Annotated in this window: 11 protein-coding genes; 8 read left to right on the forward strand and 3 right to left on the reverse strand. The window is 69.6% G+C overall.

Annotated elements, in window-relative coordinates:
- Window positions 1–15: 15 nt before the first annotated feature.
- The gene (locus tag ACFVBH_RS14430; RefSeq protein WP_354987365.1) at window positions 16–321 is read left to right on the forward strand and encodes a hypothetical protein; all 306 of its coding nucleotides are present in this window, start codon (window positions 16–18) and stop codon (window positions 319–321) included.
- 46 nt (window positions 322–367) lie between these two features.
- On the opposite strand, the gene ACFVBH_RS14435 is transcribed toward ACFVBH_RS14430, so the two are convergent.
- The gene (locus ACFVBH_RS14435) at window positions 368–1,138 is read right to left on the reverse strand and encodes an SOS response-associated peptidase (RefSeq protein WP_379002035.1); all 771 of its coding nucleotides are present in this window, start codon (window positions 1,136–1,138) and stop codon (window positions 368–370) included.
- Between the two features lie 111 nt (window positions 1,139–1,249).
- Here ACFVBH_RS14435 and ACFVBH_RS14440 point away from each other — a divergent pair, with 111 nt between their 5' ends.
- From ACFVBH_RS14440 to ACFVBH_RS14460, 5 genes are all read left to right on the forward strand, one after another.
- Window positions 1,250–2,761, forward strand: coding sequence for an aldehyde dehydrogenase family protein (locus tag ACFVBH_RS14440; protein ID WP_379002036.1), 1,512 nt, complete (start codon window positions 1,250–1,252; stop codon window positions 2,759–2,761).
- Window positions 2,762–3,152: 391 nt separating this feature from the next.
- Window positions 3,153–4,436: a 3-phosphoshikimate 1-carboxyvinyltransferase gene (gene aroA / locus ACFVBH_RS14445; RefSeq protein WP_379002037.1), complete on the forward strand. Its 1,284-nt coding sequence runs from the start codon at window positions 3,153–3,155 to the stop codon at window positions 4,434–4,436.
- Window positions 4,397–5,449, forward strand: coding sequence for a ribosome small subunit-dependent GTPase A (gene rsgA, locus ACFVBH_RS14450; RefSeq protein ID WP_379002780.1), 1,053 nt, complete (start codon window positions 4,397–4,399; stop codon window positions 5,447–5,449). Before aroA ends, rsgA begins: the two co-directional genes overlap by 40 nt.
- Window positions 5,413–5,721, forward strand: a complete 309-nt coding sequence (locus tag ACFVBH_RS14455) for a DUF4352 domain-containing protein (RefSeq protein WP_379002038.1) — start codon at window positions 5,413–5,415, stop codon at window positions 5,719–5,721. The genes rsgA and ACFVBH_RS14455 overlap by 37 nt, the downstream gene beginning before the upstream one ends.
- Before the next feature lie 336 nt (window positions 5,722–6,057).
- Window positions 6,058–6,231 carry a hypothetical protein gene (locus ACFVBH_RS14460; protein WP_354987360.1) on the forward strand — a complete coding sequence of 58 codons (174 nt, stop codon included), beginning with the start codon at window positions 6,058–6,060 and terminating at the stop codon, window positions 6,229–6,231.
- A 62-nt stretch (window positions 6,232–6,293) separates the two neighbouring features.
- Here the strand turns inward: ACFVBH_RS14460 and ACFVBH_RS14465 are convergent, their stop codons facing one another.
- Window positions 6,294–9,008 (reverse strand): AAA family ATPase, encoded by a 2,715-nt coding sequence (locus ACFVBH_RS14465; protein ID WP_379002039.1) that lies wholly within the window; start codon window positions 9,006–9,008, stop codon window positions 6,294–6,296.
- 750 nt (window positions 9,009–9,758) lie between these two features.
- The gene (gene secA / locus ACFVBH_RS14470; protein ID WP_379002040.1) at window positions 9,759–12,587 is read right to left on the reverse strand and encodes a preprotein translocase subunit SecA; all 2,829 of its coding nucleotides are present in this window, start codon (window positions 12,585–12,587) and stop codon (window positions 9,759–9,761) included.
- A 462-nt stretch (window positions 12,588–13,049) separates the two neighbouring features.
- On the opposite strand from secA, the gene ACFVBH_RS14475 reads away from it, so the two are divergent.
- Both ACFVBH_RS14475 and ACFVBH_RS14480 read left to right on the forward strand, forming a co-directional pair.
- Entirely contained in the window at window positions 13,050–14,465 is a 1,416-nt protein-coding gene (locus ACFVBH_RS14475) for a wax ester/triacylglycerol synthase family O-acyltransferase (protein WP_354987357.1), read from the forward strand.
- Between the two features lie 52 nt (window positions 14,466–14,517).
- Complete coding sequence (locus ACFVBH_RS14480) at window positions 14,518–15,048, forward strand: DUF6912 family protein (protein WP_354987373.1); 531 nt, start codon at window positions 14,518–14,520, stop codon at window positions 15,046–15,048.
- Window positions 15,049–15,186 lie beyond the last annotated feature (138 nt).

The following is a 15,186-nucleotide window of genomic DNA, read 5'->3' on the forward strand; positions in this document are numbered from 1 at the left end:
GGATGTGATGCGGTTATGTCTCCCCAGCGGCGCTTTCGCCTAGGTGTGGTCGCTGTCTCCGGCGTGGTGCTCATGAGCGTGGGCTCGGGCGCGGTGACCGTCGCGACCGCGACCGCCGCACCCGGCGTGGTGCAGGTGCAGAATCCGAGTTACCCCAACCCCGGCACGCCGGGGCAGCAACAGCAGCAGCCCAAGGACAAGAACACCGAGAAGGCCGAGAGCCTGGGCGGCGGCGTGGCGAACAAGGTGATCGACACGGTCGCCGGATTGGTGAAGTGCGGCTTGAACTTCGCGCTGCCGACGGTGAAGTGCTCGATCTGACGCACCGGTAGGCACTACCGGTTGCCGGATGACGCGCGGGCCGGGCTCAGATCAGGCTGATCTGCTGCCCGGCCTGTTCGTCCACCTCGCTCAGCAGCTCCGGGCCGTTGTTCTTGACGCTGTTCACCAGCATCGGGACCGGGCGGATGAGAATGTTCGACACCGCCGCGGCGGCGGGGGTTTCCAGGAGTTCCTCGGGGGCGGGGTGATCCGGATCGAGCCAGGCGTTCCAGTGCTCGCGGGGCATGGGCAGCGGCATGCGGTCGTGCACCTTGGTCAGCTCGCCGACCGCGTCGGTGGTCAGAATCGTGCAGGACAGCAGGGTCTGCGCGGCGTCGCCCTGATCGCGATCGCGCCACACCGACCAGAGCCCGGCCATGTACAGGCGGCCGCCCTCGGCCTCGGACATGAAGAAGGGGTGTTTGACGGCCTTGCCGGTGCTGGCGGGTTCGGTGACCCACTCGTACCAGCCGTCCATGGGGACCAGGCAGCGGCGTTTCTTGACCGCGTCGCGGAAGGACGCCGTGGTGGCGGCCTTGTCGGCGCGGGCGTTGAACAGCGGTTTGCCCTTGACCGGCACGCCGGGTTCGGCGGTCTTGGTCCAGGGCGGGATCAGACCCCAGCGCATGGCGCGCACGCGCAGGGTGGCCGGGTCCTCGAGATGCTCGCGATCGTGCCGCTGCACGACCGTGAGCACCTGATTCGTCGGCGCCACGTTGTAGTTCGGGCTGAAGCCGGTGTCCCCGGTCTCGTCCAGCGCGTCGAGTTCAACGGCCAGCGTGGCGGGATTCGTGGTTGTCGCATACCTTCCACACATACGTTCATCGTGCCACCGCCGGGCGACACAATCATGTGATGGCGATTGACTTCAGTTCGGAGGTATGAGACGTTCGTCGCATCACACTCTCGTAAAGGGACGTCGCCACACATGTCTGCTACCGACACCGCCGCCTCGATCGATCGAGACGCCACGCTCACCTCCGTCAATCCCGCCACCGGCGACGTGCTCGCCACCTACCCGGTCGCTGACGAGGACGCCGTGCGCGCGGCCGTCGCCAAGGCCCGCACCGCCGCCCTCACCTGGGGCGCGCTCACCTTCGGCGAGCGCAAGAAGCACCTGCTGCGCTGGAGCTCACAGCTCGTCGCCAAGTCCGACGAACTCTGCGCGCTCATCCACGCCGAGAACGGCAAGCCCGTCGACGACGCCTTCCTCGAGCTCATGCTCGCCCTCGAGCACATCAAGTGGGCGGCCTCGAACGCCGAGAAGGTACTCAAGCCCAAGAAGATCGCCCCCGGCGCGCTCATGGCCAACTTCTCCGCGAGTCTGGAACAGCGGCCGCTCGGCGTCGTCGGCATCATCGGGCCCTGGAACTACCCGGTCTACACCCCGAACGGCTCCATCGCCTACGCGCTGGCCGCCGGCAACACCGTGGTGTTCAAGCCCAGCGAATTCTCCACGGGCATCGGCAATTTCGTCGCCAAGTGCTTCGCCGAGGCGAACCCGGGACTGCCGGACGGGGTGTTCACCACCATCAACGGCTTCGGCGCCACGGGCGCGGCGCTGGTGCGCTCGGGCGTGGACAAGCTCGCGTTCACCGGGTCCGCCGCGACCGGTAAGAAGATCATGGCCTCGGCCTCGGACACCCTCACCCCCGTGCTGCTCGAATGCGGCGGCAAGGACGCGGTCATCGTGGCCGCCGACGCCGACATCAAGGCCGCCGCCGACGCCGTGGCCTGGGGCGCGACCGCCAACAGCGGCCAGACCTGCGCCGGCGTCGAGCGGGTGTACGTGGACAAGTCGGTGGCCGACGACTTCATCGCCGAGGTCAAGCGCATCCTGACCGACATCAAGCCGGGTTCGGAGGCGGGCGCCTCGTACGGCCCGATGACCATGCCCAGCCAGATCGACATCGTGCGCCGCCACATCGAGGACGCGCTCAAGAACGGCGGCAAGGCCGTGCTCGGCGGCGTCGACTCGATCAAGGGCCCCTACATCGAGCCGGTCATCATCGTGGACGCGGACGAGTCCTCGGCCGCGGTGTGCGAGGAGACCTTCGGGCCGACCGTCACCATCCGCACCGTCAGCGGCGTCGACGAGGCCGTGAAGCTGGCCAACGACAGCAGCTTCAGCCTCGGCTCCTCGGTGTACTCGAAGAAGAACGGCCTGGAGATCGCCCGCCGCCTCAAGGCCGGCGCCACCTCGGTCAACTCGGTGCTCGCCTTCGCCGCCATCTCCGGCCTGCCCTTCGGCGGCAGCGGCGATTCCGGCATCGGCCGCATCCACGGCGCGCCGGGTCTGCTGGAGTTCACCAGCCCGCACTCGATCGCGGTGCAGCGCTTCACGATTCCGGGTATGGCGCTGCTGTCGTACTCGCGGACCGACTCGACCATGAAGCTGCTGCGCAAGATCGTGCCGCTGCTGCACGGACGGCACAAGTAGGAAGTCCGGTTCCCGCATCGGAACTCACGCCCGGTCCGTCGAGTGCGACGGACCGGGCGTTTCGGTTGCCCGGGCGAGTGCTCGGGACCGAGCCGCGTCGCCGGGACGCGAGCGCTGGACCGGGCGGCTGGGTTCGCCATTGGTCGCCGAGCCGTAGCCGCTGCGAGCACGGCTCCAGCGGGCAGCGCGATTCGGGCGCGCGACTCGGGCACACGGGGCGGGCGCGCAGGCCGGGTGCGCGAGCCGGACACGTGAACCGTCCGGCTCCGATCGGCGCCGGAGACCGCTTCCGATTGGCAGCATCCGCCGAAGTAGCGCCCCGGACGGGCGGATTGACCGGAATGGGGGCGTGCGGCCTCGGAACCCGACCATCGTTTGGGAGGATGGGGGCGTGACTTTCTGGCCCGCGCCCCATGTCCACACTTCCGTGCACGCGACCGTGACCCTGCCCGGGTCCAAATCGATCACCAACCGGGCCCTCATCCTGGCCGCCCTGGCCGATGGGCCCTCCACCATCACCGGCGCGCTGCGCAGCCGGGACACCAACCTCATGATCGACGCGCTGCGGGCCATGGGCACCACCATCGAGGGCGAGGGCGATACCGTCACGGTCACCCCGCCGCGGGCATTCACCAGCGCGGTCGTGGACTGCGGGCTCGCCGGGACCGTCATGCGGTTCCTGCCGCCGGTCGCGGCGCTGGCCACCGGCGACGTCGCGTTCGACGGGGACGAGCAGGCCCGCGTGCGGCCGCTGGGCACCATCCTGGACGCGCTGCGCGGGCTGGGCCTCGACATCGACGGGGACGCACTGCCTTTCGTCGTGCACGGCACCGGTGCGCTGCGCGGCGGGCCGATCACCATCGACGCCTCGGGCTCCTCGCAGTTCGTGTCCGGGCTGCTGCTGTCCGCGGCACGCTTCGAACAGGGTGTGACGGTGCATCATTCGGGCGGATCGCTGCCGTCCATGCCGCACATCGAGATGACCGTGCAGATGCTGCGCGAGGCCGACGTGCGCGTCGACGCGCCCGAGGATCCGCGCCGCACCCAGACCTGGACCGTGCATCCCGGGCCGATCCGGGCCGTGGACTGGGACGTCGAGCCCGATCTGTCCAATGCCACGCCGTTCCTGGCGGCGGCCGCGGTCACCGGCGGCGAGGTGCGCATTCCGCACTGGCCGCGCTACACCACCCAGCCCGGCGACGTGATCCGCGAGATCCTGGTGCGGATGGGCGCGGAGGCTCGGGTGTTCGACAACGTCCTGACCGTGCGCGGGCCCGAACGGCTGGCGGGCATCGACATCGACCTGCACGACGTGGGCGAGCTGACCCCGACCGTGGCGGCGCTGGCCGCGCTGGCCGACTCCCCGTCCCGGCTGCGCGGCATCGCGCACCTGCGCGGGCACGAAACCGACCGGCTCGCCGCGCTGTCCACCGAGATCAACCGGCTCGGCGGCAAGGTGACCGAGACCGACGACGGGCTCGTCATCGACCCCACCCCGCTCGGCGGCGGGCAGTGGCACTCCTACGCCGACCATCGCATGGCCACCGCGGGCGCCATTCTCGGTCTCGTGGTGCCGGGGGTGGAGATCGAGGACATCGGCACCACCGCCAAGACGCTGCCCGATTTCGTCGCCCTCTGGGAAGGCATGCTCGACGGGTCCGGGGCAGTCCGCTGAAGCGGCGCGAGTACGACGAGTCCGATGTCCGGATCCGTCCGGGCAAGAGCTCTCGTCCGCGCACCAAGACCCGACCCCAGCACCTGGACGCGGAGCCGGCCATGGTCGTCTCCGTGGACCGGGGTCGCTGGGGGTGCGTCCTCGACGACGATCCCGATCGGCGCATCGTGGCCATGCGCGCCCGCGAACTGGGCCGCACACCCATCGTGGTCGGCGATCAGGTCGACCTGGTCGGGGATCTGTCCGGCAAGCCGGACACCCTGGCCCGCATCATTCGTGTCTCCGAACGGCGAACGGTGTTGCGGCGCACCGCCGATGACACCGACCCGTTCGAGCGCATCGTGGTCGCCAACGCCGAGCAGCTGTTCATCGTGGTGGCGCTGGCCGATCCCCCGCCGCGCACCGGCTTCGTCGAGCGGGCCATGGTCGCGGCGTATGTCGGTGGGCTGCAGCCGATCCTGTGCCTGACCAAACGCGATCTGGCGGCCGAGTCCGAATTCGCGGCCGCCTTCGAGGATTTGGACCTGACCATCGTCTACGGCGGGATCGAGGAACCCCTCGAACCGGTGCTGGACATGCTCGCGAACCGGCTCACGGCCCTGATCGGCCATTCCGGCGTCGGCAAGTCGACCCTGGTGAATCGCATTGTGCCGGACGCGGATCGGGCGGTAGGCGTGGTCTCCGGCGTAGGCAAGGGCCGCCACACCTCCACCCAATCCGTGGCGCTGCCCCTGGAATCCGGCGGCTGGGTGGTGGACACCCCCGGCATCCGCTCCTTCGGCCTGGCCCACATCACCCCCGACGACGTGATCGGGGCCTTCTCCGACCTGGCCGACGCGATCGAGGACTGCCCCCGCGGCTGCACCCACCTCGGCCCCCCGGCCGACCCCGAATGCGCCCTCGACGCCCTCCCCGGCAAAGAGGCCCGCGTAGCCGCGATCCGCCTGCTCCTCACGGCCCTGAACACGAACGATCCGTGGTTCAAAGGCCAGCCGAGCACCACCATCACCTGACCGGCGGAGACCCTCGCACCGAAAGAGTCGTCACCTCGCTTGGCTTCTCACCCAGCGACCAGTACGTCTTCGATACCGACGATCGCAAGTTCGGCAACGACACGATGGCAACCATCGTGCTGCAGCCGGACAGCAGCGTGTTCGAGGAGATCAATCCCGGCAACACCGTTACCGCCCAACTGGTCTTCGACATGCCGGAGGGTGCGACCGCGGACCGTATCGAGCTGCACGACTCGATGTTCTCCGGTGGCGCGGACGTCGCACTGCGATAACGACGTTCGGAGCGGTGACACAGCCTGCCTGGCAAACGGGTCTGCGTGGTTGGGATCCGCCTCCTGCGACCGTCCTCAACTCGAAAGACCTCTGGTTCGAGGGGCGGGCGGCTGGCACCGGCCGCCTGGCGGGCAAACTCGTACGGTGTAAGGGGTGCGGGAAATCGGGCGAATGGTTAGCCTGCCGAGGTGGAACACCATGAGCGGAGTGAGTTCTCGCCGCTACTCGACCCGGAACTGGGGGCAGGGGCGCCGGTCACGCCGGAGGTTCGGGTCGGGCGGAACGATGACAGTCAGGTATTGCCGGAATGTGTCCGGTGCGGGAACCCGGCGGGTATGTACCTGCGGGCGGTGTGGCTGTCGATGCGGGCGGTCTTGCAGGGCGAGACCGACGTGGACAGCCATATCAACGTGAACTCGTGCGGCGCGTGCGCCGGGAGCGTGGCGGGGATGATCCTGGTCAACTGGGACCCCCGGCACTGGGGTGAGTCGCTGAAGATCGACGACTGAGGGCGCCGCGCGGTCGTTCGGTTGACATCGAACGGCCGAGCCGGCGATGGGCGCGGGGCGGATCAGCGCGGGGGGATCAGGCGCAGGCCGTTGTCGAAATCTATGCGGGACAGCTCGCCTCGGGCCGTGAGGCCGAGTTTCGCGAAGACGCGGGACAGGTGGTGGCCCACCGTCCGCGGGGACAGCAGCAGGTCGACGCCGATCTCGCGGTTCGTCATGCCCTGCGCTGCCATGCGGGCCACGCGGAACTCCTGGGCGGTCAGGACCGGGGCGGAGCCGCGATCGGGGGCGGGAGTGCGGCGGCCCGTCAGGTCCAGTTCCTGGCGGGCGCGCTCCACCCAGGGGGTCGCGGACATGCGCTCGAAGGACTCCAGGGCGGCGCGGAGCTGTTCGGCGGCATCGGCGCGGCGGCGCACACGGCGCAGCCAGGCGCCGTAGAGCAGGTGGGTGCGGGCCTGGTTCAGGTCGTGGCGGGTGCGGCGCACGGCCAGGGCGCGGCGGAAGTAGTGGTCGGCGCGTTCCTCGTCGGTGCTGATCAGCGCGCGGCAGGCGTAGGCGGAGGCCACCGCCCAATCCGCGCGCGAGCGGATCGCCCACGAGCGAACGGTCGCGTAGTGCTCGGCCGCCTCGGCGGGCCTGCCGACCCGCGTGGCCGCCTCGACCATGTCCATGGCCGCCAGGCGCGCGTAGGTGGGATGGCGGGCGTCGTGACCGGGCTGGGCCAGCGTGCGCAGGCGCAGGTAGGCGGTTTCGGGATCGCCGACGCTCAGGGCGTGAAAGCCCAGATGCCAATGCGCGGAGGCGATCAGCGCGTGCGCGCGCCGGGGACGCGCCAAAGCCAGGGCGCGGTCCAGGCTTTCCAGCGCGAGATCCGAATCCCCGCGCATGGCGGCGATTTTCGCGTTCAGGTTCCAGCACTGGGCCAGGACGTTGCCGGTCCCGGTCGCGCGGGCCAGCTCGAACGCCTCGGCCAGCGATTCCTGCGCCGCCGGCACCCGGCCGTTCGCGAACTGCACGATCGCCAGCTGCGGCAGCAGATGAACCGCCGCCGCGTGCTCACCGCTATCGCGCAACTGCGCGACCCGGCGCGTGAACGGCTCGACGGCGCGATCGGCCTTGCCCCACAACAGCACCAGCGGCGCGGGCGGCAGCTGACGCACCGCGGCGGGGGTGATCTCGGCGCGCCCGCGCCCGGCGAACTCCAGATCCCGCGACCGCACCGGGGCGGGATCACCCAGCGCGGCCGCCCAATGCGCCTGGTCGGCCAATTCGCGCAGCCCGGTGGAGGTTTCACCGTCCAGCAGGGCGGCATCGCGCAGCAGCAGCGCGCCCGCGCGCTCGGGCTCGCCCGCCACGAATTCCAGCAGTCCCGCGAGTCCGCCGCTGGCGGTGGCCGCGCGGTCGGCGCCGATCCATTCGGTGGCGCGGTCGAGCAACCGCCGCGCCGACTCGATATCGCCACCGGCCCAGCTGAACCGGGCGGCGGCGGCCAGCCGCGTGCTCGCGTGCACCGGATCGGGGGTGATCGCCGCGGCCCGGCGCAGCATCGCGGCCGCGGCGAGCACACTGCCGCGCACCTGCTCGGCGCTGTGCGTGAGCGCGACAGCCAGCTGCTCGTCGGGCCGCCGCAGCGCCGCCGCCCGATGGCAGACACGCTGATCCAGTTCCCCGGCGCCGGTCAGGGCCCCGGCCAGCGCGAGATGCGCCGCGCGCCGCTGTTCCGGCGCGGCGGCGTCGTACACGGCCATGCCGAGCAGCGGATGCCGCGACCGCACCCGCCCGTCCCCGACCTCCAGCAGACCGGCCGATTCCGCCGCCTCCCAGACACTCTCGCCCACCCCGAGCTCCTGTGCTGCGGCGAGCAGCACCCGCAGCACCCCGCGCTCCTCGACGACCGCCAGCAGCAACAGGCCCCGCACCCCCGGGTCGAGCCCGGCCAGCCGATCCCGATACGCCGCCCGCAGCCGCTCCCCCAGCGGCGCGGGCCCGAACGACGATCCCGCGAATTCCTCGGCCCCCACCGGCAATTCCCGCAGCGCCAACGGGTTCCCGCCCGCCACGGCCAGCACCCGCGCCACCCGCAACGCGGGCAACACCCCGTGCCGCGCCTCCAGCAGTTCGCGGGCCGCCCCGTCATCCAGCCCACCGAGCACCAGCGCGGGCAAGCGGTACCACCCCGCCGCATTCCCTTGCGGGGACGCCGTTTCCACGGGAAGGCAGCAGAGCAGGACTACGGGAAGATGGATCGCCCGGCGGATCGCGAAGTGCAGGGCCGCGGCGGAGGCGGAGTCGAGGAGGTGGGCGTCGTCTATCGCGAGCAGGAGGGGGCGGTCGGCGCTGAGGTCGGTGAACAGGGTCAGCAGGGCCGCGCCGAGCAGGAAGCCGCCCGCGGCCGGATTCGAATGTGCGGGTGCGGAATACCCGCCCGGTGCGCCGGACTCCGGGCCGCCATCGCTTGGTGCACGGCGAAGGCCCACGGCCGCTTCCAGGGCGGCGGCCTGCGGTTCGGGCAGGGCGGATACGGGGGCGGCGGCGTGGAGCAGGAGCTGGTGCAGGGCTGCGTGGGGCAGGGCCGTCTCGACGGGGTCGCCCGCGCATTCCAGGACGTGGAAGCCGTCGGCGCGGCGGACCGCCGCGCGCAACAGGGCGGATTTGCCGATTCCGGGCTCACCGTGAATCGCGAGGGCCGCACCGTGCCCGGCGCGCGCGTCGGCGAGTAATCGGTCCAGCCGCATCAGCTCCGGGCCACGCCCGCATATCCCCGCCTCGTCGCGCACAATGCAATTTACCCCAGCTAATAAGCTGCAATCAAACCTCCAGGCCAACCGCCCTTGACGCTGTACGGCAGATCACACGCCGATAACGAGAGCCATGGGCGGACCGACCGATACGGCGACCGATGTCGGCTGCCAGCACTCCGCCTAGGCTCGTAACCAGCAGTAAAAGCAGCCGAGTCGGGGCGGCTTTTACCAGGAGGGGCCCACAACCGAGTACAGGACCAGGGGAATCCGCGTCACCGCCGAACGCCGCGGGCATCGGCACACACATCAGCGAGACAGCGCCCAGCCACCGCAACACGCCGTAATCGCGTGGGGCGAATCAGCCATGCCAGAATTAATAAATTCTATTCGCAGCAAACCGTGAGGTATTCACCGGGGCTTGCCGAATTTCCGAAATGCGTGCTAAATATTCAACGGCGACGGATTGCGTTCGCGGATTCGCGTGTCGGCGCGGATGCACGGGTCGCGAACGCGAGCGATCGCACCGCCGCGGGCGGCGCCCACCGCGCCCCGGCGGACGCGGACCTCGCGCGCAGATGCCTTCCAGGGGTTGGCCGGCATCTGCGCCCCACGACTCCAGCTGGCGCTGGAAAACCGAGGACGCCCCGGGTGCTCACACCCGGGGCGTCTTCCTTTCGCCGATGACGCCCGGGCAACGCGAACCGACCGCACCCGACCTCGCGCACAGAACCCCCGGTCAACGAAAAGCGCCCGGCCTCAATGAGACCGGGCGCCCGTCGTATCGAATCAGCGGCGGCGCTTGGACTTCGGCGCCTTGTCGAGCTTGCCCGTGCCGCGCGCGGCCTCGCGACGCTCACGGCGAGTGGAGGAATCGGCGGGGCCGCCGTACTCCTGATCCTCGCTGTGCGCCACGGCCCGCCCGTCCTCGGCCGGACCGGAGTAGCTGAGCCCGCGCGGCGCGGACTCGTCGATCCCCTTGGCGCGCAGGGCCGCCGGGGCGCCGTTGCCTGCCTGCGCCTGCTCCTGGGTGGGCAGCGGGCGATTGCCGACCGGCGACTGCAGGCCCGCGCCGACCGAGACCCCGGCGGGCTGCGGCGCCTGCACCTCGACCTGCAGGTTGAACAGGAAGCCGACCGACTCCTCTTTCAGACCCTCGAGCATGGCCGAGAACATGTCGAAGCCTTCGCGCTGGTACTCGACCAGCGGATCGCGCTGGGCCATCGCGCGCAGGCCGATGCCCTCCTTGAGGTAATCCATCTCGTAGAGGTGCTCACGCCACTTGCGGTCCAGCACCGAGAGCAGGATCTGCCGCTCGAGGTTGCGCATGCTGCCCGCACCGGCCAGCGAGTCGATCTCGGCGCCGCGGTTCTCGTACGCGGCGTGCGCGTCGTCGAGCACGGCGTCGAGCAGCTCCTCGCGGTCCAGCTCACCCAGCTCGCCGTCCTCGCCGGTGCCGGCGAGTTCCTTGTAGTCCAGGCTGATCGGGTACAGGGTCTTGAGCGCGGTCCACAGCTTGGCCAGGTCCCAGTCCTCGACATAGCCCTCGGCGGTGGCGCCGTTGACGTAGGCGGTGATCACGTCGGTGATCATCTCCTGGACCTGGCCCTCCATGTCCTCGCCCTCGAGGATGCGGGCGCGCTCGGCGTAGATCACCTTGCGCTGCTGGTTCATGACCTCGTCGTACTTGAGGACGTTCTTGCGGATCTCGAAGTTCTGCTGCTCCACCTGGGTCTGCGCCGACTTGATCGCGCGCGAGACCATCTTGGCCTCGATCGGAACGTCGTCCGGCAGATTCAGCCTGGTCATGATCGACTCGAGCGCTGCGCCGTTGAACCGCCGCATGAGCTCGTCACCCAGCGACAGGTAGAAGCGGGACTCGCCCGGATCGCCCTGACGGCCGGACCGGCCGCGCAGCTGGTTGTCGATGCGCCGCGACTCGTGCCGCTCGGTGCCCAGCACGTACAGACCGCCGGCCTCACGCACCTCGTCGGCGTCGGCCTCGGTCTGATCCTTGACGCGTTCGAGCGCGGGCAGCCACGCCGCCTCGTACTCGGCGGGGGTCTCGACCGGATCCAGGCCCTGCTTGCGCAGCAGCAGGTCGGCGATGATGTCGGCGTTGCCGCCGAGCACGATGTCGGTACCGCGACCGGCCATGTTGGTGGCGACGGTGACCGCGCCGGGCCGCCCGGCCTCGGCGATGATCTGCGCTTCCTGCTCGTGGAACTTGGCGTTCAGCACCGAGTGCGGGATACCGCGCTTGGTCAGCTGCTTGGACAGGTACTCCGAGCGCTCGACCGAGGTGGTGCCGATCAGCACCGGCTGGCCCTTCTCGTGCCGCTCGGCGATGTCGTCGGCGACCGCGGAGTACTTGGCCTCCTCGGTCTTGTAGATCAGGTCGGCCTGATCCTTGCGGACCATCGCCCGGTTGGTGGGGATGGGCACCACGCCGAGGGTGTAGGTCTGGTGCAGCTCGGCCGCTTCGGTCTCGGCGGTACCGGTCATACCGGACAGCTTGTCGTAGAGCCGGAAGTAGTTCTGCAGCGTGATGGTGGCCAGCGTCTGGTTCTCGGGCTGGATCTCCACGCCCTCTTTGGCCTCGATGGCCTGATGCATGCCCTCGTTGTAGCGGCGGCCCACCAGGATTCGGCCGGTGAACTCGTCGACGATGATGACCTCGCCGTCGCGGACGATGTAGTCCTTGTCCTTCTGGAACAGCTCCTTGGCCTTGATGGCGTTGTTCAGGTAGCTGACCAGCGGCGAGTTGGCCGCCTCGTACAGGTTGTCGATGCCGAGCTGATCCTCGACGAATTCGACGCCCGCCTCGTGCACGCCGATGGTGCGCTTCTTGATGTCGACCTCGTAGTGCAGGTCCTTCTTCAGCAGCGGGGAGATCCGCGCGAATTCGGCGTACCACTTGGAGGAGGCGTCGGCCGGGCCCGAGATGATCAGCGGGGTACGGGCCTCGTCGATCAGGATCGAGTCGACCTCGTCGACGATGGCGAAGTTGTGCCCGCGCTGCACCAGATCGTCCAGCGAGTGGGTCATGTTGTCGCGCAGATAGTCGAAGCCGAACTCGTTGTTCGTGCCGTAGGTGATGTCCGCGGCGTAGGCCACGCGGCGCTCGGCCGGGGTCATGCCGCCGAGGATGACGCCCACCTCGAGCCCGAGGAACCGGTGCACGCGGCCCATCCACTCGGCATCGCGCTTGGCGAGGTAGTCGTTGACGGTGACCACGTGCACGCCCTCGCCGCCGATGGCGTTGAGGTAGGCGGGCAGCACACAGGTCAGGGTCTTACCCTCACCGGTCTTCATCTCGGACACGTTGCCGATGTGCAGGGCGCCGCCGCCCATGATCTGCACCTTGTAGTGCTTCTGATTCAGCACGCGCCAGGAGGCTTCGCGCGCGGTGGCGAACGCCTCGAGCAGCAGGTCGTCGAGCGATTCGCCGTCGGCGTAGCGCTCGCGGAACTCGGCGGTCTTGGCTTGCAGTTCGGCGTCGGACAGCGCCGTGAACTCCTCGTCCAGGGCGATGACCTCATCGGCCAGGTTCGCAAGCCGCTTGACCGTGCGACCTTCACCAATCCGTAGCAACCTCGAAAGCGTCAGCGCAGGCACGGGTCTTGTCAGTCCTCTGGTCGGTGGGCAGGCGGCCCCGCCTGGGCGGGAAACAGGTGCGCAGAGCGCAGCCACGACCCCATGGTAATGCGCAGTGCGATCGGCGCGCGTTCCGCTTCGCTCCCAGCGGACGGCGCGGCTCGGCGTACCTGCGGCGATGGCGTGCGCCCGCCCCGGCCCCGGTCTCCGGGCCGCCGCGATTCGCCAGCGAATCGTCTTGGCGCGGAGTCAATTTCGGGACCCTGTCGTACCATGTAGCCAGGTTCGGGGTGCGCCAGGCTTGCACCCGCACTCCCGGGCCGGGGGCGTCGATGACGACGAAACGGTGGGCAGTGTCGCTCGGACCGTATCCCCGGGTGAACGAATCGCGATAGCTTGCCGGTACGCCGGCGCGCGCCGCCGACGCCGTACCCGGGGGTCACCATGCGGGCACAGGCAGGGATGTAGGGAGTAGCGGGCAGCGTGATCACCAGACTGACGCCCCAGGACGCGTCGTTCTACCGGCTCGAATCGAGCAGCAACCCGATGCATATCGGATCCCTGGCAATCCTGCGAAACCCCGCGCCGACCGGCAATTCCGGGCGTGCGCCGCTGGATTACGAGCGCCTGGTGTCGCTGGTCGAATCGCGGCTGCCGCTGGTGCCGCTGTACCGCCGCAAGGTGCGCGAGATCCCGTTCGCGCTGGGCCGCCCGGTCTGGGTCGACGACGCGCAGTTCGACATCAGCTATCACATTCGCCGCTCGGCCCTGCCCGGCCCGGGCACCGACGAGCAACTGCTCGATCTGGTCGCGCGACTGGCCTCGCATCCGCTCGACAACACCCGCCCGCTGTGGGAGATGTACCTGGTCGAGGGCCTGTCCGAGGGCCGATCCGCGGTGTTCACCAAGACGCATTCGGCGCTGGTGGACGGAGATTCGGCGCTCGAGATCGGGCACGTGATCCTGGACACCTCGGCCGATCCGCGCGAGGTCGCCGACGACGCGTGGCGCGCGCACCGCGAGCCCGCCGATCTGGAACTGCTCATCGGCGCGGTGCTGCACCTGGCCACCCAGCCGCGCGAGGCCCTGGAGGTCATGCGCCATCACGGCGCGGAGGCGTTCGCGGTGGTCGACGCGACCGGCAAGGCCGTGCAGAAGATGGTGTCCATGCTGCGCGCGGCCGCGCTCGGCGCGCCGGACAGCCCCCTGAACACCCGGACCTCGCGCAATCGCCGGGTCGAGGTGGTGCGCACCGATCTCGAGGACTACCGCAAGATCCGTAAACGCTTCGACTGCTCGATCAACGATGTGATTTTGGCCGTGGTCACCGGCGCGCTGCGCAACTGGCTGCTCTCGCGCGGGCAGGTGCTGACCGAGGCCGACACCCTGCGCGCGGTGGTCCCGATATCGGTCTATTCCGACGGCGCCGAACTCAAACCCGCAGGTGAGGTCACTTCGATCATGGTGGATCTGCCGGTGGGCGAACCGAATCCGGTGATCCGGCTCTCGCACATCAAACACGCCACCGAACCGCACACCCGGCACGACCGCGGGGTGCAGGCGCGCACGCTGGTGCATATGGCCGGATTCGCTCCGGCGAGCCTGCATGCCATGAGTGTGCGGTCGGCGAGTACCTTCGCAGAACACACGTTCAATTTGGTGATCACCAATGCGCCGGGTCCGCAGCAGCCGATGTTCATCGGGGGCGCGCGGATGCTGGAGATGTACCCGGTATCGCCGCTGCTGCGCTTTCAGGCTTTGAGTATCGGGCTCACGTCCTACGACGGACGCGTCTTCTACGGGCTCACCGCCGATCGCGACGCCATGGCGGATATCGCGGTGCTGACCGCTTCGGTGCACGAGTCGATGGAGGAGATGCTCGGTGCCTGCGTCCAGTGAGTCGTCCCGCGTCTCGAAGAAACTGCGCGTGTACGTGCCGGCCACCGTGCCGATGCTGCGAGAACTGGTCGCCGACCGTGAGATTCGCGCCCTCAACGACACCGCCTTCGCGGTGACCCCCGCCCTGCGCGAGGCCTACGCCTCCGGCGACGACGAGGAGCTGGCCGAGGTCGCCATGGCCGAGGCCGCACGCGCCTCGCTGCGCCTGCTCGCCGACCAGCAGGCCGCGACCGAGGAGTTCGACGGCCTGGACGCCGACGGCGCGGGCGACGACACCGCCGCCCCCGTGCGCGGCCCGATCTTCCGGCGCGCGGTCATCGCCGCCGACGTCGACGAGGCCACGCTGCGCCCGGATCTGGACGACGCCGTGGTCCGGCTGGTGGCCGCGATCCCCTACGACCGCATCGCGTCGGTGCACGTGGACCTGGCCGAGGCCGAGCCCGAGATCGCCAAGGCCGTCGATGTGATCGACGCCGCCGACATGGGCGACACCGACGCCGAATTCGTGCTGGGCGATGCCGAGGATCACCAATTGGCTTGGTACGCGGCCCAGGAACTGCCGTTCCTGCTGGATCTGCTGTAGCGGTCGCGGCCCTCGTACCCGGAGTTCCTCACCTCTTCCCCCAGCGCCGACGGCACCGTAACCTACGATGCCGTAACCTTGCTGTGACAGCGTGCGGCGAAGCTCCGAGCCTGGCCCGATAGGGTCCTCGGGAACCGC

Origin of the sequence: Nocardia sp. NPDC057668, assembly GCF_042799795.1 — a bacterium.
Taxonomy (GTDB): Bacteria; Actinomycetota; Actinomycetes; order Mycobacteriales; family Mycobacteriaceae; genus Nocardia.

What these genes read in the sequence shown, in the direction of transcription:
- ACFVBH_RS14430 (WP_354987365.1), top strand. Translation starts at nt 16, where the DNA reads ATGTCTCCCCAGCGGCGCTTTCGCCTAGGTGTGGTCGCTGTCTCCGGC.
- ACFVBH_RS14435 (WP_379002035.1), bottom strand. Translation starts at nt 1,138, where the DNA reads ATGTGTGGAAGGTATGCGACAACCACGAATCCCGCCACGCTGGCCGTT.
- ACFVBH_RS14440 (WP_379002036.1), top strand. Translation starts at nt 1,250, where the DNA reads ATGTCTGCTACCGACACCGCCGCCTCGATCGATCGAGACGCCACGCTC.
- ACFVBH_RS14460 (WP_354987360.1), top strand. Translation starts at nt 6,058, where the DNA reads ATGTACCTGCGGGCGGTGTGGCTGTCGATGCGGGCGGTCTTGCAGGGC.
- ACFVBH_RS14480 (WP_354987373.1), top strand. Translation starts at nt 14,518, where the DNA reads ATGCTGCGAGAACTGGTCGCCGACCGTGAGATTCGCGCCCTCAACGAC.